This is a genomic window from Brevundimonas sp. FV1ye28 (assembly GCF_058681135.1).
The window spans coordinates 1,849,054-1,868,101 of record NZ_CM178731.1 but is presented as its reverse complement, the minus strand read 5'-3'; the positions used below and the strand labels follow the sequence as shown (position 1 = coordinate 1,868,101).

Sequence of the window (19,048 nt, the reverse complement as noted above, 5' to 3'; positions counted from 1 at the left end):
ACAAACTGTCTATTGCGATCGCATCTCAGTTTCAACACCGGATCGCCACAGTGTCCCTCCCCAACGCCAATGCCCTCCGCGCCCTTCTCGGCGCCTCCACCGCCGCCGGCATGCTGTGCGCGGTTCCCGCCCTGGCGGCCGAACCGACGTCGGCGACGGCGTCCGACCCGGTGGCCGAACCGCAGCAGGCCCAGGCCTCGACGCTCGAAACCGTCGACGTCGAGGGCCGTCGCGTGCGGCGCGAGCCCAACTCGCCACAGTTCACCTCGGACCCGATCGACACGCCGCGCGCCGTCACCGTGATCCCGCAGCAGATTATCGAACAGACTGGCGCGACCTCGCTTCAGGACCTGCTGCGCACCTCGCCGGGCATCACCTTCGGCGCCGGTGAAGGCGGCCAGCCCCTGTCGGATCGCCCGTTCATTCGCGGCCAGTCGTCGGGCAACAACATCTTCCTGGACGGCATTCGCGACACCGGCGGCGGCCAGCGCGACGTCTTCGCCCTGGAACAGGTCGAGGTCATCAAGGGGCCGGACTCGGTCTATTCCGGCCGGGGTTCGGGCGGCGGCTCGATCAACCTGTCGACCAAGCGTCCGCGCCTGGAAGAGTTCACCAATGTCTCGCTGGGCACCGGTACGGACTCCTATGCCCGTGGCGCGGTCGACTGGAATACCCGGATCGGCGAGACCTCGGCCCTGCGGATCAACCTCATGGGCGCCCAGGCCGACGTCGCCGGCCGCGAGGCCGTGGACTACGACAAGTGGGGCGTCCTGGTCTCGGCCGGCGTGGGCCTGGGAACCGACACCAGCCTGACCGCCAGCTACTACCACTTCACCCTGAACCAGATGCCCGACTACGGCATCCCGCTGTTCACCAAGATCGGCGTACGCACGACCGAGAGCGGGATTCTGGATGTGCCCTACGACAGCTTCTACGGCCTGACCGCGCGTGACTATCTGGTCAGCGAGAGCGACGCCTTCACCCTGGACTTCCAGCACCGGGTCTCGGACGCCCTGACCATCCGCAACGTCACCCGCTATGCAGAGACCCTCAGCGACTATGTCGTCACCAACCCGGGCGACGGCGGCAATATCACCAACAACGGCGTCGCCCTGATCAACGGGACCTACTGGATGAAGCGGGGCCTGAAGTCGCGCTGGAACCCGACCAGGACCCTGGCCAACGTCACCGACATCTTCGGCACGCTGAACTGGGGCGGCCTGTCGCATTCCTACGACGTCGGGCTGGAGCTGACGCGCGAGCGCAACAACAACGCCTCATACACGGTCACCACCACCTCGGGCTCGGCTTGCCCGGCGCCCCTGACCGGCTTCGACTGCACGCCTCTATACGATCCGAACCCGTCCGATCCCTGGACCGGCACGATCGTGAAGGGCGCGGTGTCCTCGACCCTGACCGAGACGACCGGCCTCTATGCCTTCGACTCGATCTCCATCGGCGAGCAGTGGATCGTGAACCTCGGCGTCCGATACGACGACTACAGCGTCGAGAACCCGCGCGCGACCGGCACGGCCCCGCGTCAGGCCAGCTGGGACTTCTTCAACTACCAAGCCGGCCTGGTCTTCAAGCCGACCCGCAACACCAGCGTCTACGCCTCATACGCCACCTCCTCGACGCCGCCGACCATCTCGAGCGGCGACCAGAACGGCGCGCCCGCCAATGGCCAGGGCAACTTCGCGACCCAGATCCTCGATCCCGAAGAGACCGCCAGCTACGAGATCGGCGCCAAGGCGAACCTGTTCCATCAGCAGCTGATGCTCAGCGCGACCCTGTTCCGCACCGAGCGCACGAACGCCGCCATCCTGGTCGCCCCGGGCGTCTACGAACAGGCGGGCGAGGTCGAGGTTCAGGGTGTCGAACTGTCGGCCTCGGGCAATATCACGCCCCGGTGGCAGGTCTTCGGCGGCTACACTTATATGGACTCAGAGCTGGTTCGCGGCGCCTACAACAGCGTCAATGTCGGCGATCCCCTCGCCAATACGCCCGAGCATTCGTTCAGCGTGTTCTCGACCTACAACCTGACGGACCGCTTCTCGGCGGGCGGCGGGATCTACTATGTGTCGGACAGCTTCGGCGGCAACCAGGGCGGCGCGGGCGGCGGCGGCAACCGCGTCTTCGCCCCGGAATACACCCGCGTGGACCTGTTCGCCTCCTACGACCTGACCGATCGCGCCGCCCTGCAACTGAACGTTCAGAACGCGGGCGATGAAGAGTATATCCTGCGCACCAACGGCGTTCACCACGCCGACGTCGCCCCGGCCCGCTCGGCCACGCTCGCGCTGAACCTGCGCTTCTGAAGACTCGCTGGAGAGGAGTTCGTCCTTGCTGCTGCACATCCCCGACGTCTTCAGCAAGGACGAGGTCTCCCGCCTCCGCGCCATCCTCGACGACGGCCCCTGGACCGACGGCAACGTCACCTCGGGCCACCAGTCCGCCCGTGCCAAGAACAACGCCCAGCTGCCCGAGGACTCCGCCGCCGCCCGCGAGGTCGGCGCCCTGATCCAGCAGGCCCTGGCCGCCAACCCGATGTTCGTCTCGGCGGCCCTTCCGCACACGGTTTTTCCGCCCCTGTTCAATCGCTACGAAGGCGGCCAGGCCTTCGCTGCCCATGTCGACAACGCCATCCGCGTCCACCCGTCGGGCCTGCGCATCCGCTCCGACCTGTCGGCGACCCTCTTCCTGTCGGAGCCCTCCGACTACGACGGCGGCGAACTGACCATCCAGACCGCCTACGGTCCTCAGACGGTGAAACTGCCCGCCGGCGACATGGTGCTGTATCCTTCGCGCAGCCTGCACCACGTGACCCCCGTCACCCGCGGCGCCCGCGTCTCGAGCTTCTTCTGGATCCAGTCCCTGATCGCCGACGATCAGGACCGCGAGACCCTGTTCCAGCTCGACATCGCCACCCAGCGCGTCGCCGTGGACAAGGGCCCGACCGATCAGGCAGTCCTCGAACTGACCGGCGTCTATCACAACCTGCTGAGGCGGTGGTCCGAGGTCTGACGGTCCCCAAATCCCCCAATCCTTTAATTCCCCGTGCACCCCGGCGAAGGCCGGGGTCCAGATTGCGGACGCGGACGGCCGGGATAGCGCACCGGTCTTTTGTTCTTCGCGCACAGTCTTCCATCTGGACCCCGGCCTTCGCCGGGGTGCACGGATGAAAGGGCTTAAGGGTAGCTACCAGCTCAGCGACAGCCCCGCCCGCACGGTCCTCGGCGGCCCGTATCCTGCCACCCCGTCGCCGGTCTCCGACACCTCGACCTCGGCGTCGAACAGGTTGTCGGCCGCCAGATAGGCCACGACCCCGGTGCGAACCTCGTACTCGGCCCGCGCATCCATCGTGACGGCCTCGTCCAGCACCCGGCTGTTCAGATCGTCCTCGAACCGCGCGCTCTCGTACCGCACCCGCCCGACCAGGGTCAGCCGATCGACCACCCGCCAGTCCGCCCCGGCCGATGCGCTCCACTCCGGCGCCTGGGCAGGGCGCAGCCCCGTCAGCTGCGCCGCCGCCGTCCCGCCATCGACCTCCGCATCCGTCCACGACAGCGCCCCGTCGAACCTCAACCGATCTCCGATCCGATGCCCCGCCGTCAGCTCGACGCCGACCGCCTCGATCGTTCCCGCGTTCTGGCGCTGGCGCAGAACCCCGCCCGCCGGCACAAAGCCCGCCCTCGGGAAGGTGCCCGGCCCGGCGCCGATGGTGACGTTGACGATGGCGTCCTCGATCCGGTTCCAGAAGACCGTTCCGCCCACGGACGATGTATCGTCCTCCCAGGCCAGTCCGGCTTCGACACCCTGCAATTCCTCGGGAACCAGCCCGGCATTGGCCTCGGTCAGATCGTTGCCGACCCGGAACGGCCGGTGCAGTTCGTTCAGCGTCGCCGGCCGGAACCCGGAATAGGCCGCCGCCCGCGCCGCCAGTCCGCCGTCCAACTCACGCCGCGCCGCCAGTCGCGCCGACACCACCTCGCCCGACCGCTCGGGATCGCTCTCGTCCAGTGTCGGCAGGCCCGTCGCCAGATCGCGCTCGATCCGCTGCCCGTTCGAGTTCTCCCAACCGTCGAGCCGCATGCCGCCCGCGACCAGCCACGCCCCCGCCGTCCAAGACGCCTCGCCGTAAGCGCCCATCACAGACGTCTCGCCGCCCGCCACCCGGGACCGGGTGAAGGCACCCCCCATGTTGCGGAACAGCTCGCGCGTCTCGCCCTCGTTGAAGCGGGCGTCCGCGCCCAGCTCCCACTCCAGCAACCCACCGCCGAGATCGACCGCCGCGCGCCGCAACGCGAGATTGGCGCCCCAGCCCTCGGCCGGGGTCGCGAACTGATTGTTCGCCGGGGTCGTCGATCCACGCCCGGCCGCCACCGCCGCCGAGGTGTTGGCGAAGTCGCTCTCCCGCCGCCACACCTGCGCCCGCCAGCCCAGCCGCTCGGCCGAAGGCGTGCGCGACACGGTCGCCGAATAACTCTGTCCCGTCGCCGACGACCGCGCGCCCGCCAGCCCCGACCCGCGATCCTCCTCATAGGCCGAGGCCCGCAGCGACAGCGCCGTCGCATCGCTCAGCGCCACGTCCGCCCGCAACGACCCGCTCAGCGTCGCCAGATCCAGCGGCGTATCGGCCGCCCCCGCCGCCGGCCCGCGCACCGGCACATAGCCATCGCTCAGCTCCCGCTGGACCGCCCCGGTCAGGGCGAACCGGCCCGCGCTCAGTGTCGTCGCGACCGCCAGTCTCTGACCCCCATACTCGCCGCCCGACACGTCCAGCGCCCCGCCGTCGGTGTCCCGCTCCCGCAGCTGGATCACGCCGGTCAGGGCTCCCGCGCCATATGGCCCGGCCCCGGCGCCGCGAACGATGTCGAGCCCCGACAGGCTCTCCGGCGCGACCTGCGACCACAGCACCCAGCCGCCGAACGGGTCGTTCAGCGGCACGCCGTCGAGCGTCACCAGCGTCCGCCCGGCCCCCGACGGCGCGATGGCCCTCAGAGAAATCCCCTGGGTCGTCGGATTGGCCGCCAGGCTCGACGTCCGCCGGAATAGGCTGACGGCCGGCACGGTCTGCAAGGCCTCGTCGATCCGCGTCGCCCGACCGAGGATCCGCTCATCCAGCCGGATCACCGAGAAGGCGGCGTCCCCGGCGGCGGGCGGCAGGCGAGCGGCGGTGACGACGATGTCGGGAAGGTCGGCGGGGGCGTCTTGGAACATGCCCGACCGAATACTCCGCAACCGCTACGGTTGCCTGCTCAAAGCGAACTTTCCTTCGCCTGCGCTTTCAGGTCACAGGCGGCCCAGCAGGTCGCCTGCGAAGGTCGACAGCGTATCGTCCCGCGCCCCCATGACGATGATACGGTCACCCGGTTTGGCCAGCGCCACGATCCGGTCGCCACAGGCCGCGCGGTCGTGCAAGGCTTCCGCATTCCGCCCCTCGGCGCGCACGCCGGCGGCGATGTCTTCCGACCCCACGCTGCGATCCGTCGTGCCGCCGTAATAGACGGGTTCGGGCATCAGCAGCACGTCGTCGGGCTTCAGCAATCCGGCGAAGGTCTCGATGAACTCCCGCTTCATCAGCTTCAGCGGCCCGAACCCGTGCGGCTGGAACAGGATCAGCAGCCGCCCGTCGAAGGCATGCAGCGTCTTCACCGTCGCGGCGATCTTGTCCGGGTTGTGGGCGAAATCGTCCAGCACGGTGATCCCGTTCGCGGTGCCGACCACCTCCATCCGCCTTTTGATCCCCGCGAATGTCTCCAGCGATTTCACCGCCTCCTCCAGCGACACGCCCAGCGCCCGCACGGCCCCGAGCGCCGCCAGCGCATTGGCGACATTGTGCGCCCCGGGCACGTTCAGGGTCGCCGCTATCCGCGTCACGCTCGACCGCTCGGTCAAATCGAAGGTCATGCCGGCGGGTAGGGGGGCCAGGTCGTGCGCCGCATAGTCCGCCGCCTCGTTCCCGAGCGCGAAGGTCAGCACCGCCTCCGCCCGCCCATCGTCGACCATCGTCTGCGCCAGTGCCGCCGTCTCGACGTTGTCGAGGTTCAGCACCGCGGTCCGCGCCCGCCCGGTGAAGCCGCCGAACAGGTCGCGCAGTTCCTCCATCGACTTGTGATCCAGCGAGATGTTCGACACCACCGCCACCGTCGGATCATAGCGCGCGATCGATCCGTCGCTCTCGTCCACCTCGGCCACGAACAGGTCGGCGCCGCCCACCAGGGCGCTGGCGAACGGATGGTCCGCGTCGGCGAAATTCCGCATCACCGCCCCGTTCATCACGGTCGGTGCCTTGCCCGCCTCACTCAGAATCCAGGCGATCATCCCCGTGATCGTCGACTTGCCGCTGGTCCCCGCTACGCCGACGGAGGTCGGTGCCGCGTTGAAGATCTGGCTCAGCAACTGGGGCCGCGTGACGATCTCGGCACCCACGCGCTTAGCCGCCCCGATGTCCGGCACCGTGTCCTCGACCGCGCCGGTCGCGACAACGATCTGGTCGCCGCGCACGCCCGACCCATCCTGCGGATGCAACGTCACGCCGTGCGCCTTCAGCCAGTCGAACTTCTCCGGCGTCCGGCCCTGGTCGAGCGCCCGGTCCGAGCCCTCGATCGCGGCGCCCCGCGCCTGGACGATCATGGCCAGGGGCAGCATGCCCGAGCCGCCGATACCGCAGAAGAAATAGGAGACGTCTTTGGCCATTCCGCCTTAGAACAGAGGTTCGGGGCCCCGCGCCACTGTCTTTTGTCCGCCTGCCCACCGGAGCGTCCGTGACCGATCTCGCCAAGCTCACCAACGGCTTCAAGATCGGCGCCGTCTGCGTCAGTTCGCGCTTCAACCCCGCCCGCGCCGAGGCGGTCGAGGCCTGGATGGCCGAACACTATCCGGACGGGCCGATCCGCGTCCTCTTCCACCCCGACAGCTTCGCCAAGTCCGGCCATTTCGCCGGCGACGACCAGACCCGCGCCGACGCCTTCGTCGAATACGCCAACGATCCGCACATCCACGCCGTCTGGTTCGCGCGCGGCGGCTATGGCTCCTGCCGCGTGGCCGAAAGCATCATCCCGCGTCTGACCGACGTCGCCCGCGCCAAACGCTACCTCGGCTATTCCGACGCCGGCAGCCTGATGGCCGCCCTCTACAAGGCGGGCTTCCCCCATGTCGCCCACGGTCCGATGGCGTCGGATTCGGTCCGCAACGACCAGACGGCCGAGGGCGCTCTGTCCTGGCTGGTCACGGGCCGGACGCCCTGGCTGGAACCGTCTCTGGCCGCCGACCCCCGCCCGGCCGTCGCCTTCAACCTGACCGTCCTCGACCAGCTTCTGGGCACCCCGCTGGAGCCCGATCTGACCGGCCACGTCCTGATGATCGAGGATGTGTCGGAGGCCGCCTATCGCATCGACCGGATGATGTTCCACCTGACCAGCCAGCCCTCGATGCGCCGCCTCGCCGGCATCCGCGCGGGCCGTTTCACCGACGTAACGGTCAACGAGCCCGACTTCGGCCTGACCGGCGAACAGATCGTCAAATACTGGTGCGAACGCTCCGGCATTCCCTACCTGGGCCTCGCCGACATCGCCCATGACAGCCGCAACAAGGTCGTGCCGTTCGGGCCACGGTCTTAACCCTATCGCTCCCGTCTCCGGCGAACCCTGTCGACATCGAACGCGGGTCTGCGTCAGATGCCCGTGATGGGGCGTAACGGGTGTCCGACCCTGCCGACATGGACACGGGCGGTCATGGTCGGCGCGATGGGCGGAGCCGTTCTCGCTGGAGCGACGGTCGTATCGGGGGATGCGATCGCGGCGGTTGAAAACCGTATCCCCATCATTTCCGACGGGGCCCGCCTTCACGATCTGGAGGCGGGCCCTAGTCAGGCCTGGGCGGTGAGTCGTCCACAGCCCGCGTAACGCCGGTTGAATCCATTTCGCGACTGAAGCGTTCAAGCGGTCGGACAGCAGCCAGGAAGCCCCGATGCCCCAAGCCGCCCGTTATCTCGCCCACACCGAAACCGGCCATTGCCACATCCTCGAGGCGCGAAGCTTCGAAGACGCCGCGCTCCATTTCGCCGAGGCCCACTCGCCCTGGGCCGAGAACGACGCCCTGCGTGTCATCGTCCAGGCCGAGGACGGCGGGCCGGAACACTGTTTCGTCGTGCACCTGCACGCGGACGACGTCGAGGCCTGCGCCTAGAGCCCTATTCGGGATAAGAGAACGTATTCCTTTTCCCTCAGCGGAATGGATCGATCTCCTCTGAGCCGGTCTCAGGTTTTGGACTCTCTGGACTCGGTGTCCCCGGAGTCCAATCAGGCCGCCTCCGCCCGCACCGTGGCCAGGGCGTCCAGCGCCTGCACCAGATCGGCGATCAGGTCGTCCTCGTGCTCCAGACCGACCGACAACCGCAGCAGGCCGTCGGTGATCCCGGCGACGACGCGGGCCTCCGGCGTCATGGCGGCGTGGGTCATGGTCGCCGGGTGGGCGATCAGGCTTTCCACCCCGCCCAGCGACTCTGCCAGGGTGAAGACGTCGAGCGTCTCGACCAGCTGACGGACCGCATCGACCCCGCCCGCCAGCTCGAAGCTCAGCATGGCGCCCGGCCCCTGCTGCTGGCGCGCGGCCAGGGCATGGTTCGGGTGCGACTTCAGCCCCGGATAGTGGACCGCAGACACCGACGGATGGGCCTCCAGCAACTCAGCCACCCGTCCTGCCGTCGTCTGCTGCCGCTCGATCCGTGCAAAGAGGGTCCGCACCCCGCGCAGGGTCAGATAGGCGTCGAACGGTGACCCGGTCACGCCCAGGCAGTTGGCCCACCAGGCGAGCTCCGCGTGGTCCGACGGATCCGCCGCGATCACCGCGCCTCCAACGACATCCGAATGCCCGTTGATGTACTTCGTCGTGGAGTGGACCACGATGTCGGCGCCCAGCTCGATCGGCCGCTGCAACGCCGGCGACAGGAAGGTATTGTCCGCCACCACCTTGGCGCCGACGCGGTGGGCGCGGGTGCAGATATCGGCCACGTCCACCACCCGCAGCAGGGGGTTCGACGGCGTCTCGACCAGAACGAGCTTGGGGTTCAGGGCCAGGGCGGCCTCCAGCGCGACGGTGTCGCCCTGATCGACCCACAGCACCTCGAAATGTCCCTTCTTCGCGCGGGCGCACAGCAGGCGGTGCGTCCCGCCGTAGCAGTCGTGCGGTGCGATCAGCAGGTCGCCGGGCTCCAGCAGCGACAGCGGCAGGTCGACCGCCGCCATGCCCGTCGCCGTGACCACACAGCCCGCCCCTCCTTCCAGCTCGGCCAGGGTCTCGGCCAGCACGTCCCGGGTCGGATTGCCCGAACGCGAGTAGTCGTACTTTCGCTTCTGCTCGAAGCCCGCGAACGAATAGTTCGAGGACAGATAGAGCGGCGGCATGACCGATCCGTGGGCCGTGTCCGTATCGACGCCGGAGCGGGCGCAGGTGGTGCGGACGTCGTGCGGGCGCTTGGTCATTGGTCGATCTCCTTGAGCGCGGAACGGAGGATGGCGGCGACCGCCTCGTCCTCCTTCAGAAAGGCGTCGTGGCCGTACAGGGACGGAGCCTCGACCAGCCGGAACAGGGCGGGCAGCCGGGCGGCCAGTTCGCGGATGTCGTCGATCGGCACCAGCCGGTCGGAGGTGAAGCCGACCAGGGTCACGGGCGTCCTGATGGCCTCGGGCGTGACCTGGTGGCGGTCGATCGAGTCCGACAGCGACAGCCACCGGGCCGGCGTCGTGTGGGTCCGGTAGGCCTTGCCGCGCGCGGTCAGGTATTCGCAGACGGGATAGGCCTGGCCCGCCGAGGTCGGGGCCTCGGTCTCGAACCGCTCGGCGAACTCCTCGGCCGTGCGATAGGTGGTCATGGCCAGCTCGCGGGCCAGGGCGACGCCATCCTCCGGCCGCCCGGCCGCCTCGGCCAGTTGCAGGATGCGGCGCTGGATGCCGCGCCAGGCCGTCGCCTGCGGATGGGCGCGGTGGGCGGCGGAGACCACGATCAACTGCTCGACCCGCTCGGGGAACAGCTCTGCAAAGGCCAGGCCGATCATGCCGCCGTAGGAGCAGCCGACGAAGGCCGCCACGGTCGGATCGCCGATCTGATCCAGGATCAGCCCCAGCAGCCGGGCCTGATCGTGAGTGGTGATGGTGACGGGCTTCGAGCCGTCGGCGGCCTCCGGCGCATAATCGAAGGCCAGGACCTGGAAGCGGCTCAGGTCGATCGGACCCCGGATCGACACCGCGCCCGACCACCAGCCCAGGCCGTTGGTCTCGGTCCGGTGCACGAACCGACCGGCCGAGATGCCCCCGGCCACGACCACCAGCGGCGCCCCGGCCCGGCCATGCAGCCGCCCGACGATCTTGCGCTGGCCCAGCCGCTCGCCGGACTTGAGGCGGAAGTCGGCGGGAATCTCCACCGCGATATCGACCGCGCCATTGCCCTTGCGAGCAATCGAAGGGGCCGGCCGACAGAGGGGTTCTGCGGTGATCTGTTGAGTGTCGAAAGCCATGGTGTCGTCTGCATCGTCCCGCCCAGCAAGGCTCCGGATGCGATGACAGATCGTGGAGACGTCGCCTCGTCGACGCTCCACTCATCTCTCGCGGAACCGCCGAAACGGGTCCTCGCAGGAGTTGGCACCGTTCGGCTGGAAACCGATGGTTGCCCCGACGTCGTAGGGCCTATCCCTCGGTCGGTCTTGATGAGTGACTTTACGTTGCGACCACGAGCGGCGCCGGTCAAGAGGAAAATTCTACCTCAATGGCTCGGTCTCTCGGACGCTCCGTGACCGAAAAGGCGCGCGGAAGCGGCCGGGCGCAAAAAAGATGCGCGAACCGGGTTGACGGCGGTCTGTGTTGCCGACACCCTGAGATCAACGATTTTCCAGAGGTTTCGCCCGTGTCCCGTCTCGGCCGCATCGCCGTTTCGACCTCGACCGCCGCACTCGCAGGCGGGTCGATGACGCTCGTCACCCTCATTTCGACCACCACCGGTATGACCATCACCGGCCCCTCGCGGGCGGGAACAGGTTAGCGCGCAGGTCGACAAACACCTCAGCCAACCCAGACCCGCCCGGCCCCGGCCCGGCGGGTTTTCTATTGCCCGAAATCAAACCCCACTCCCCGAACGGAACCCTCCAATGCCCCACTCCAACGCCCGCCTCGCCGTCGTCGAGAAACCGCTCGCCGAACCTTCCCCCGCCGCCGAGGTGGTGGTCCTGAAGTTCGGCTCCTCCATCCTCCAGGACCAATCCTGCGCCCCCGCCGTCGCCTCCGAGGTCTACGGCCATGTCCGCGCGGGCCGGAAGGTCATCGCCGTGGTCTCGGCGCTCGGAGGACACACCGACCGGCTTCTGGCCGACGCCCGCGCCCTCGGCCTCGATCACGAGAACGATCTTCTTCCAGGCTATGTGGCGCTGGGCGAGGAGAAGGCGGCGGCTCTGGTGGCGATCGCCTGTGACCGGATTGGCCTCGACGCGGCCGCATTGTCCGTACGCGAACTGGGCATCGTCGCCGACGGTCCGTCGGAGCACGCGCATCCCGTCTCGCTGCGCAGCGACGCCCTGTGGAAGGCGCTGGCGGACCATCAGGTGGTGGTGGTTCCGGGCTTCGGCGCCGTGGGGGACAACGGCAAGGTCGTATTGCTGGGGCGCGGAGGGTCGGACCTGACGGCGGTCTTCCTGGCCGCTGAGCTCGGCCTCAGCCGGGTGCGTCTGGTGAAGGATGTGGACGGGCTCTACGACCGCGACCCGGCCTCGGCCTCGGGCAAGCCGCTGCGCTATCGCCGGGCCAGCTGGGACGATGCGCGTCGCCACGGCGGCACACTGGTCCAGCACGACGCCATCGACATGGCCCACGAGCGCGCGGTCGAGATCGAGGTGGCCGCCCTCGGCCGCGCCGACTGCACCGTGGTCGGCGACCACTCCGCACCTCCGGGACCGTCCGTGCCGGACGCGCCGCTGAAGGTCGCGATCGCGGGCTGCGGCGTGGTCGGCGGCGGCCTGTTGCAACGGCTGCGGAAGGACGCCAGGTTCGAGGTCGTCGGCGTCCTGGTCCGCGATCCGTCGAAGGCCCGCGACGTCGAGGCTCCGGCCGGACTGTTCACCGCAGACCGCGAGGCGCTGCTGGATCTTCAGCCCGACATCCTGCTCGAGGCCCTGTCCGAGGGCGGCGCCGGTCACGACCTGATCAAGGCGGCGCTGGAGCGCGGCATCGATGTCGCCAGCGCCAACAAACAGGCGATCAGCCGCGATCCCGCAGGCCTTGCCGACGCCGCCCGCGCCCACGGCTCGCAGCTGGCCTATTCGGCGGCGGTCGGCGGCGGGGCACCGATGATCGAGACCCTGCGCGCGGCCAAGGCGGCGGGGCCGGTGAAGGGCTTCGAGGCGGTGCTGAACGGCACGGTCAACTTCATGCTGACGCGGCTCCAGGCCGGCGCCGACTTCGCCGATGCCCTGGCCGATGCGCGTGTCGCAGGCTTCGCGGAAGAGGACCCGTCGTCGGATCTGGAAGGCCGCGACTCGGCCGCGAAGGTTCGCCTCCTGGCCTTCGAGGCCTTCGGTCGCACGCCTGCGGAGGCCGATGTGCCCTGCGCCGTTCTGTCCGACGCCTTCAAGCCCGCCGGCCCGGTGCGTCAGATCGGCGCCTGCGCGCGCGACGGCGATGGCCTGAAGGCGTCGGTTTCGCTTGACGTCGGCCTCGACGACCCGTTCTTCCAGAGCCTGAACGGGGAGCGCAACGGCTTGAAGGTCTATGGCGAGGATGGGCGGGTGTGGTCCTGCAAGGGACGGGGCGCTGGCCGCTGGCCCACGACCGAGAGCGTGCTGGCGGACCTCGCCGACATCGTGCGGGCGCGCCACGCGTCGCTGGGACACCACTAGCCCTTGGCCGTCTTCACTCCCGTCACCGACGACGAGGCCCGGGCCTTCCTGGCGGACTATCCGCTGGGAGGCTTCGGCTCGCTGCATCCCATCGCCGAGGGGGTGGAGAACACCAACTATCGGCTTGAGACGGAAGGGGCTCGCCACGTGCTGACCCTGTTTGAGGCACGGACGGATGCGGCCTCTCTGCCGTTCTGCCTCGGGCTGACGGACCATCTGGCCGGGCGGGGCTTTCCGGCACCGAGGCCGGTGCGGGACAGGAATGGCGACTGGGTCGGGACGCTGAACGGGCGGCCGGCGGCGGTGATCGAATGGTTGCGGGGGGCTTGGCTGCGGGCTCCTTTGGGTGACGAGGTCGAGGCGGCGGGTGCGATGCTGGCGCGGCTGCATCTGGAGGCGAAGGATTTCCCCGTGGAGCGGGCCAATCCGGTCGGGCCTGTGGTGTGGAGGGCGCTGGCGGATCGGTCGGCGACGGCGGCGGTGGGTGAGGATCGCGAGATACTGGAGGGGGTCGAGGCCGCCCTGGCACGGTTGGGTGATCCGTGGGCGGAGGATTTGCCGCGTGGGCCGATCCATGCCGACTATTTTCCCGACAATGTCCTGTTCGACGGGGGCGAGGTTTCGGGGGTCATCGACTTCTATTTCGGCTGTACGGACCTTCTGGCCTACGACCTGGCCATCGCCCTGAGCGCCTGGGGCTTCGACGGTTCCGGCGTCCCGATTCCCGGCGCGGTCGAAGCCTTCCGGCGGGGCTATGAGGCCGTCCGCCCCCTGAACCGGGCCGAAACCGCCGCCCTGCCGAGACTGGGCGAGGCCGCCGCGATCCGCTTCACCCTGACCCGGCTGCACGACCGCATCTTCCATGACCCGACCAAGCTGGTGACGCCCAAGGATCCAGGCGCCTTCTTCCGCCGGGCGGCGTGGTGGCGGAAGGCCTCATACGCCTAGCCAATCCAGACCTCCGCGAAGGGCGGTTGTGGCGAAATCCACCTGGAGCACCCTCCGCCTAGACGGCTTTGTCGCGGGGCGGGAGGCATGGACGATGGGAGTCGAATAAATCCAGATGTCGCCACGCTCGGCAAGACATGTGCTTTCCGGGGTCTGCTCGGCGACCAGCTTCACATCGGCTTCGGAAAGCCGTCCCATCCGGTGCGAACCCGGCAGGAACAGCAGCGGGGCGTTGTCTTCATCCACGGGATCGAGGTGGATTCGAACCGTCGCCATGGCCTCGAGAATCTCGAAAGGCGGGGTGACGTGCTGCATGCCGGCCTTGATCGACCACGGCCCAAAGCCGTCGGCGTCGCTTCGACCCTTGACCACGATCGTTCGGTCCTGATGCCAGCCAAGGCCCCAGTTGTTCTCGGCCCCCTTGTCGAACAGGACCGCCCGGACCGGAAAGGTCGGGGCGCCCAGCGCGGCGGCGGTCAAGACCGCAGGGCCCTTTTGGGGCGCGAGTTGCGCGCGCAAGGCGAGGTTGCCAGCCAGCCGGACGCCTGCCGTGTCCGTGGGGACGTTCGAGAGCGCGGCTTCAATCGCCCGGAGGTCTTGTTCCGACAGGCCGTTGTGAACCCGAACCGCGCCGCGCGTGATGAAGTCCTGGCGATCCGGAGCGTTGGTCAAAAGCTAGCCCGCGAAGCCGCGCACGGCCGCCAGGGCAGCCTGCGCATCGGCCTCGATCACCTCGAAACGCTCGGCGCGGTCGCCGAGGTCGCGGATGACCTTGGGCGGGTCGGGATCGAAGCCGAGGACGGGGGCGACGTCCTTGCCGAACTTGGCGGGGTGGGCGGTGGAGAGGGCGATCACCGGGCCGCGCGAGCGGTCGATGCCCCGTGCGGCTGAAAGGGCGACGGCGGTGTGGGGGCAGACGACCTGGCCCCAGGTCGCATGGGCGTGGGCGATCTCGGCGCGGGTGGTCGGCTCGTCGACGGAGACGGCGGAGACCTGGGCGCGGACGGCGGCGAGGAGTGCGGGGGGCAGGGTGACCGTGCCCTCGGCGGCGAAGGTCTCGAAGAGGGTGCGGGTGGCGGCTGCGTCACGCCCGGAGGCCTCGAACACCAGGCGTTCGAAGTTCGACGGGGCCTGGACGTCCATGCTGACCGAGGCGGTCTCGACGGCGGCCTTCCTGGCGTAGACGCCGTCGTTGATGGCGCGGGCGAGGGCGTCGTTCTGGTTCACGGCGGCGACGAAGCCGGCGACCGGCAGACCCATCTTCTGGGCCGCGATGCCGGCGAAGGCGTCGCCGAAATTGCCGGTAGGGACGACGAAGACCGGCGCCCGGGTCTCGCCCATGGCAGCGAGTTGGGACACGGCCGAAACGTAGTAGGGGATCTGGCCAGCGAGGCGGGCCCAGTTGATCGAGTTGACGCTGGAGAAGCGGCCGTGGGCGCGCAGGCTCTCGTCGGACAGAAGGCCCTTCACCAGACGCTGGCAGTCGTCGAAGTCACCCCGAACGGCGAGGTTCAGGACGTTGGGCGCATCGACCGTGGTCATCTGACGGCGCTGGACGGGGGAGACCCGTTCGTGCGGATGCAGCACGATCAGGCGGACGCGGTCGGTGTTGGCGAAGGCGGCGACGGCGGCGGCGCCGGTGTCGCCGCTGGTCGCCGTGACCAGCGTCAGCCGTTCGCCCGAGGCCTTCAGCGCCTCCGACGACAGGGTCGCGGCCAGCTGCATGGCCAGATCCTTGAAGGCGGCGGTGGGGCCGTGGAACAGCTCCAGCATGTAGAGGCCGTCTTCGAGCCGGCGCAGCGGGGTGACCTCGACCGGGGCGAAGCCGCCGATCAGACGCTCGAGCGCGCGGTCGAGGGCGCCGGCGGGGAGGGCGTCGCCGATGAAGGGCGACATGGTCTGTCTGGCCATGCCCGAATAGCTGCGTCCGGGCGCCCAGGCGTCGGGCGAGAGTGTCGGCCAGGCGTTCGGCATGTAGAGGCCGCCGTCGGGGGCCATGCCGCGCAGGAGCGCCTCGGCGAAGTCCGCGACAGGAGCGTCGCCTCGGGTGGAGATGTATCGGTCGGGGGAGGAGATCATGGTTATTCTGGTTAGTCAGCGCGGCCTTTGGCGTCACCTGTTTTCAGGCCTGGAATCCGGCGGCCGGACTCAAAAACACCGTCCGAAGCGTCCGAAGCGTCCGAAGCGTCCACTCCGACAAGGCGCCCGTTCCGACCTTTCACTGCATCTCCCTCGATACGGGACCATCAGACCTGAGCGACAACCCAGTCCGGGTCGTCCCGAGCGCCGGTCGGGCTGTTTCCAAATACCCGCAGCGGCATCATAACCCCGCCGCGGAGAGCGTTAGATATAAAGACGACCGTTTCTGTGCGGAGTGTTGCCAGTCCTGCTCGTGGAAGACGACGAGACGGGGAGAGGGTGCGCGCCGCCACGGTTGTTGCTATCGGACGCAGGTGACCGACCCGAACCCTTCCGCTCGCCTGACCCACCTCCAGTCGCTGGAGGCCGAGGCCATCCATATCCTGCGGGAGGTAGCGGCCGAGATCGAGCGGCCGGTGATGCTGTATTCGATCGGCAAGGACTCGGCCGTGATGCTGCATCTGGCGCGCAAGGCCTTCTTCCCCGGGCCGATCCCATTCCCCCTGATGCATGTCGATACGACGTGGAAGTTCCGGGACATGTACGCCCTGCGTGACCAGGTCGCGGCCGCCGGTGACGTCGATCTGAAGATCTGGGTCAACGAGGACGCGCGGTCGCGGGGCATCAATCCGTTCGATCATGGCTCGCTGCACACCGACCTATGGAAGACCGAGGGGCTGAAGCAGGCGCTGGATCACCACGGCTTCCAGGCGGCGTTCGGCGGGGCCCGGCGCGACGAGGAGAAGTCGCGGGCCAAGGAGCGGATCTTCTCCTTCCGCTCGGCCGGGCATCGCTGGGATCCGAAGAACCAGAGGCCGGAACTCTGGCGGCTGTACAACACGCGGATCGGGGCGGGGGAGAGCATCCGCGTCTTCCCGATCTCGAACTGGACCGAGCTGGATGTGTGGCAATACATCGAGCAGGAGTCGATCCCTGTCGTGCCGCTGTATTTCGCGGCGGAGCGGCCGGTGGTCGAGCGGGACGGGGCGCTGATCCTGGTCGATGACGATCGGATGCGGTTGAAGCCCGGCGAGACGCCGTCGATGCGGTCGGTTCGGTTCCGGACCCTGGGCTGCTATCCGCTGACGGGCGCGGTCCAGAGCGAAGCGGCGTCGGTCGCCGACATCATCGCCGAGATGAAGGCCTCCACCACCTCCGAACGTCAGGGTCGGGTCATCGATCACGACCAGGCCGCCTCGATGGAGAAGAAGAAGGCGGAGGGGTATTTTTGATGAAATCCCTGCTGCGTTTCATCACCTGCGGCTCGGTCGACGACGGCAAGTCGACCCTGATCGGGCGGCTGCTCTACGACACCAAGACCATCCTCGACGACCAGATGTCTGCGCTGGAGGCCGACTCGAAACGGGTCGGGACGCAAGGGGCGAATATCGACTTCGCCCTGCTGGTCGACGGGCTGGCGGCCGAGCGGGAACAGGGGATCACGATCGACGTGGCCTATCGGTTCTTCGCCACAGAGCGGCGGAAATTCATCGTCGCCGACACGCCCGGGCACGAGCAGTACACGCGCAACATGGTCACGGGCGCCTCGACGGCGGACGCGGCGGTGATCCTTATCGATGCGCGGAAGGGGGTGCTGGTCCAGACGCGGCGGCATTCGTACCTGTGCGCCCTGCTGGGCATCCGGAAGGTCGTGCTGGCGGTCAACAAGATGGACCTCGTCGGTTGGGACGAGGGCCTGTTCGGCGAGATCGTGGAGGACTATCGCGCCTTCGCAGACAGCATCGGGCTGGATGATGTGACGCCGATCGCCCTGTCGGGACTGACGGGGGAGGGCGTCGTGGCGCCGTCGCCGGACGGGTTCGATCAGCCGACCTTGCTGGAGTGGCTGGAAGGCGTCGAGGTCGGCGACGATGCGGCGGCCCAGCCGTTCCGGATGCCGGTGCAGTGGGTCAATCGTCCGAGCCCGGAGTTTCGCGGCTATGCGGGGCAGATCGCGGCCGGGACCGTGCGGCCCGGCGATCGGGTGCGGGTTCTGCCCGCCGGGCGCGAGAGTCGGATCGCGCGGATCGTGGTCCTGCCTGGCGACCTCGCCGAGGCGGCGGCGGGCCAGTCGGTCACCCTGACGCTGGGGGACGAAATCGACGTCTCGCGCGGCGACGTGATCGTGGCGGGGGACAGCCCGGCCGAGGTGGCGGACCAGTTCGAGGCGACCGTCGTCTGGATGGACGAGGAGACCCTGTCGCCCGGCCGGTCCTACCTGCTGAAGGTGGGGGCGCGCACGGCGACGGCCCAGGTCACGGCGATCAAGCACCGGGTCAACGTCAACACGCTGGAGAAGCTGGCGGCCAAGCGGCTGGAGCTCAACGACATCGCGGTCTGCAATCTGTCGCTGGATCGGCCGATCGCCTTCGAACCCTATGAGACGAACCGGGATCTCGGCGGGTTCATCCTGATCGACCGGATCACCAACCGGACGGTAGGGGCGGGGATGATCCGCTATGCGCTCCGCCGCGCCGACAACATCCACTGGCAGGCCATCGACGTGGACCGCGATGCGCGGGCGGCGATGAAGGGCCAGACCGGCGCCGTCGTCTGGCTGACCGGACTGTCCGGGGCCGGCAAATCCACCATCGCCAACCTGGTGGACAAGCGGCTGCATGCCCTGGGGCGGCATACCTATCTGCTGGATGGGGACAACGTCCGTCACGGTCTGAACCGGGATCTGGGCTTCACCGAGGAGGACCGGGTCGAGAACATTCGCCGGGTCGCCGAGGTGGCGCGGCTGATGGCGGATGCGGGCCTGATCGTCATCACGGCCTTCATCTCTCCGTTCCGGGCGGAGCGGCGGATGGCGCGGGAGATGATGACCCCGGGGGAGTTCCTGGAGGTGTTCGTCGATGCGCCTCTGGCGGTCGCCGAGGCGCGGGACGTGAAGGGGCTGTACGCCAAGGCGCGGGCGGGCGACCTGAAGAACTTCACCGGGATCGACAGCCCGTATGAGGCGCCCGAAGCCGCCGAGATCGTCATCGACACCACGGCCCTCAGTGCGGTGGAGGCGGTCGAGGTCATCGTCAAGCGGCTGGGGCTGGGCTGACTTTCGGGGGTTTTGCGCCTATG

General features: G+C 68.7%; 15 protein-coding genes and 1 riboswitch. Of the genes, 9 read left to right on the top strand and 6 right to left on the bottom strand.

The annotated features are described in order from the left end of the window. Nucleotides 1–50 precede the first annotated feature (50 nt). Both ACW171_RS09165 and ACW171_RS09160 read left to right on the top strand, forming a co-directional pair. On the top strand, nucleotides 51–2,318 hold the full coding sequence (locus ACW171_RS09165; RefSeq protein ID WP_492092867.1) for a TonB-dependent receptor: 2,268 nt from the start codon (nucleotides 51–53) through the stop codon (nucleotides 2,316–2,318). A 25-nt stretch (nucleotides 2,319–2,343) separates the two neighbouring features. Next, a complete protein-coding gene (locus ACW171_RS09160; protein WP_492092866.1) occupies nucleotides 2,344–3,024 on the top strand; it encodes a Fe2+-dependent dioxygenase in 681 nt (226 codons plus the stop codon). Nucleotides 3,025–3,198: 174 nt separating this feature from the next. Here ACW171_RS09160 and ACW171_RS09155 read toward each other — a convergent pair whose 3' ends face one another. Both ACW171_RS09155 and ACW171_RS09150 read right to left on the bottom strand, forming a co-directional pair. Then, the gene (locus ACW171_RS09155; RefSeq protein WP_492092865.1) at nucleotides 3,199–5,220 is read right to left on the bottom strand and encodes a TonB-dependent receptor; all 2,022 of its coding nucleotides are present in this window, start codon (nucleotides 5,218–5,220) and stop codon (nucleotides 3,199–3,201) included. 72 nt (nucleotides 5,221–5,292) lie between these two features. Next, nucleotides 5,293–6,699 (bottom strand): UDP-N-acetylmuramate--L-alanine ligase, encoded by a 1,407-nt coding sequence (locus ACW171_RS09150; protein ID WP_492092864.1) that lies wholly within the window; start codon nucleotides 6,697–6,699, stop codon nucleotides 5,293–5,295. 68 nt (nucleotides 6,700–6,767) lie between these two features. On the opposite strand from ACW171_RS09150, the gene ACW171_RS09145 reads away from it, so the two are divergent. Beyond that, nucleotides 6,768–7,622: an LD-carboxypeptidase gene (locus tag ACW171_RS09145; protein WP_492092863.1), complete on the top strand. Its 855-nt coding sequence runs from the start codon at nucleotides 6,768–6,770 to the stop codon at nucleotides 7,620–7,622. 349 nt (nucleotides 7,623–7,971) lie between these two features. Then, nucleotides 7,972–8,190 (top strand): DUF5961 family protein, encoded by a 219-nt coding sequence (locus ACW171_RS09140; RefSeq protein WP_492092862.1) that lies wholly within the window; start codon nucleotides 7,972–7,974, stop codon nucleotides 8,188–8,190. Between the two features lie 113 nt (nucleotides 8,191–8,303). On the opposite strand, the gene metB is transcribed toward ACW171_RS09140, so the two are convergent. Both metB and metX read right to left on the bottom strand, forming a co-directional pair. Next, complete coding sequence (gene metB, locus ACW171_RS09135) at nucleotides 8,304–9,485, bottom strand: cystathionine gamma-synthase (RefSeq protein WP_492092861.1); 1,182 nt, start codon at nucleotides 9,483–9,485, stop codon at nucleotides 8,304–8,306. After that, nucleotides 9,482–10,516 carry a homoserine O-succinyltransferase MetX gene (gene metX, locus ACW171_RS09130; RefSeq protein ID WP_492092860.1) on the bottom strand — a complete coding sequence of 345 codons (1,035 nt, stop codon included), beginning with the start codon at nucleotides 10,514–10,516 and terminating at the stop codon, nucleotides 9,482–9,484. Before metX ends, metB begins: the two co-directional genes overlap by 4 nt. Nucleotides 10,517–10,594: 78 nt before the next feature. Further along, a riboswitch (SAM riboswitch) is annotated at nucleotides 10,595–10,712 on the bottom strand. A 190-nt stretch (nucleotides 10,713–10,902) separates the two neighbouring features. Between metX and ACW171_RS09125 the strand changes: the two genes are divergently transcribed. The 3 genes from ACW171_RS09125 to thrB all read left to right on the top strand — a co-directional run bounded on the left by ACW171_RS09125 (nucleotide 10,903) and on the right by thrB (nucleotide 13,831). Beyond that, nucleotides 10,903–11,037 carry a hypothetical protein gene (locus ACW171_RS09125; RefSeq protein WP_492092859.1) on the top strand — a complete coding sequence of 45 codons (135 nt, stop codon included), beginning with the start codon at nucleotides 10,903–10,905 and terminating at the stop codon, nucleotides 11,035–11,037. Between the two features lie 106 nt (nucleotides 11,038–11,143). Further along, nucleotides 11,144–12,883 carry an amino acid kinase family protein gene (locus ACW171_RS09120; RefSeq protein ID WP_492092858.1) on the top strand — a complete coding sequence of 580 codons (1,740 nt, stop codon included), beginning with the start codon at nucleotides 11,144–11,146 and terminating at the stop codon, nucleotides 12,881–12,883. A gap of 3 nt (nucleotides 12,884–12,886) precedes the next feature. Next, nucleotides 12,887–13,831: a homoserine kinase gene (gene thrB, locus ACW171_RS09115; RefSeq protein ID WP_492092857.1), complete on the top strand. Its 945-nt coding sequence runs from the start codon at nucleotides 12,887–12,889 to the stop codon at nucleotides 13,829–13,831. Here thrB and ACW171_RS09110 read toward each other — a convergent pair. Both ACW171_RS09110 and thrC read right to left on the bottom strand, forming a co-directional pair. Beyond that, on the bottom strand, nucleotides 13,820–14,311 hold the full coding sequence (locus ACW171_RS09110) for a phytanoyl-CoA dioxygenase family protein (RefSeq protein WP_492092856.1): 492 nt from the start codon (nucleotides 14,309–14,311) through the stop codon (nucleotides 13,820–13,822). The two genes, thrB and ACW171_RS09110, sit on opposite strands and share 12 nt — an antisense overlap. A 195-nt stretch (nucleotides 14,312–14,506) precedes the next feature. Then, nucleotides 14,507–15,910, bottom strand: a complete 1,404-nt coding sequence (thrC, locus tag ACW171_RS09105; protein WP_492092855.1) for a threonine synthase — start codon at nucleotides 15,908–15,910, stop codon at nucleotides 14,507–14,509. Between the two features lie 374 nt (nucleotides 15,911–16,284). Here thrC and cysD point away from each other — a divergent pair, with 374 nt between their 5' ends. Together cysD and cysN are read left to right on the top strand one after the other, a co-directional pair. After that, complete coding sequence (gene cysD / locus ACW171_RS09100) at nucleotides 16,285–17,202, top strand: sulfate adenylyltransferase subunit CysD (protein ID WP_492092854.1); 918 nt, start codon at nucleotides 16,285–16,287, stop codon at nucleotides 17,200–17,202. Continuing rightward, nucleotides 17,202–19,025: a sulfate adenylyltransferase subunit CysN gene (cysN, locus tag ACW171_RS09095; protein WP_492092853.1), complete on the top strand. Its 1,824-nt coding sequence runs from the start codon at nucleotides 17,202–17,204 to the stop codon at nucleotides 19,023–19,025. Before cysD ends, cysN begins: the two co-directional genes overlap by 1 nt. Nucleotides 19,026–19,048: the final 23 nt, after the last annotated feature.

What these genes read in the sequence shown, in the direction of transcription:
- cysN (WP_492092853.1), top strand. Translation starts at nt 17,202, where the DNA reads ATGAAATCCCTGCTGCGTTTCATCACCTGCGGCTCGGTCGACGACGGC.
- metX (WP_492092860.1), bottom strand. Translation starts at nt 10,516, where the DNA reads ATGGCTTTCGACACTCAACAGATCACCGCAGAACCCCTCTGTCGGCCG.
- ACW171_RS09150 (WP_492092864.1), bottom strand. Translation starts at nt 6,699, where the DNA reads ATGGCCAAAGACGTCTCCTATTTCTTCTGCGGTATCGGCGGCTCGGGC.
- ACW171_RS09140 (WP_492092862.1), top strand. Translation starts at nt 7,972, where the DNA reads ATGCCCCAAGCCGCCCGTTATCTCGCCCACACCGAAACCGGCCATTGC.
- thrC (WP_492092855.1), bottom strand. Translation starts at nt 15,910, where the DNA reads ATGATCTCCTCCCCCGACCGATACATCTCCACCCGAGGCGACGCTCCT.
- metB (WP_492092861.1), bottom strand. Translation starts at nt 9,485, where the DNA reads ATGACCAAGCGCCCGCACGACGTCCGCACCACCTGCGCCCGCTCCGGC.
- ACW171_RS09155 (WP_492092865.1), bottom strand. Translation starts at nt 5,220, where the DNA reads ATGTTCCAAGACGCCCCCGCCGACCTTCCCGACATCGTCGTCACCGCC.
- ACW171_RS09120 (WP_492092858.1), top strand. Translation starts at nt 11,144, where the DNA reads ATGCCCCACTCCAACGCCCGCCTCGCCGTCGTCGAGAAACCGCTCGCC.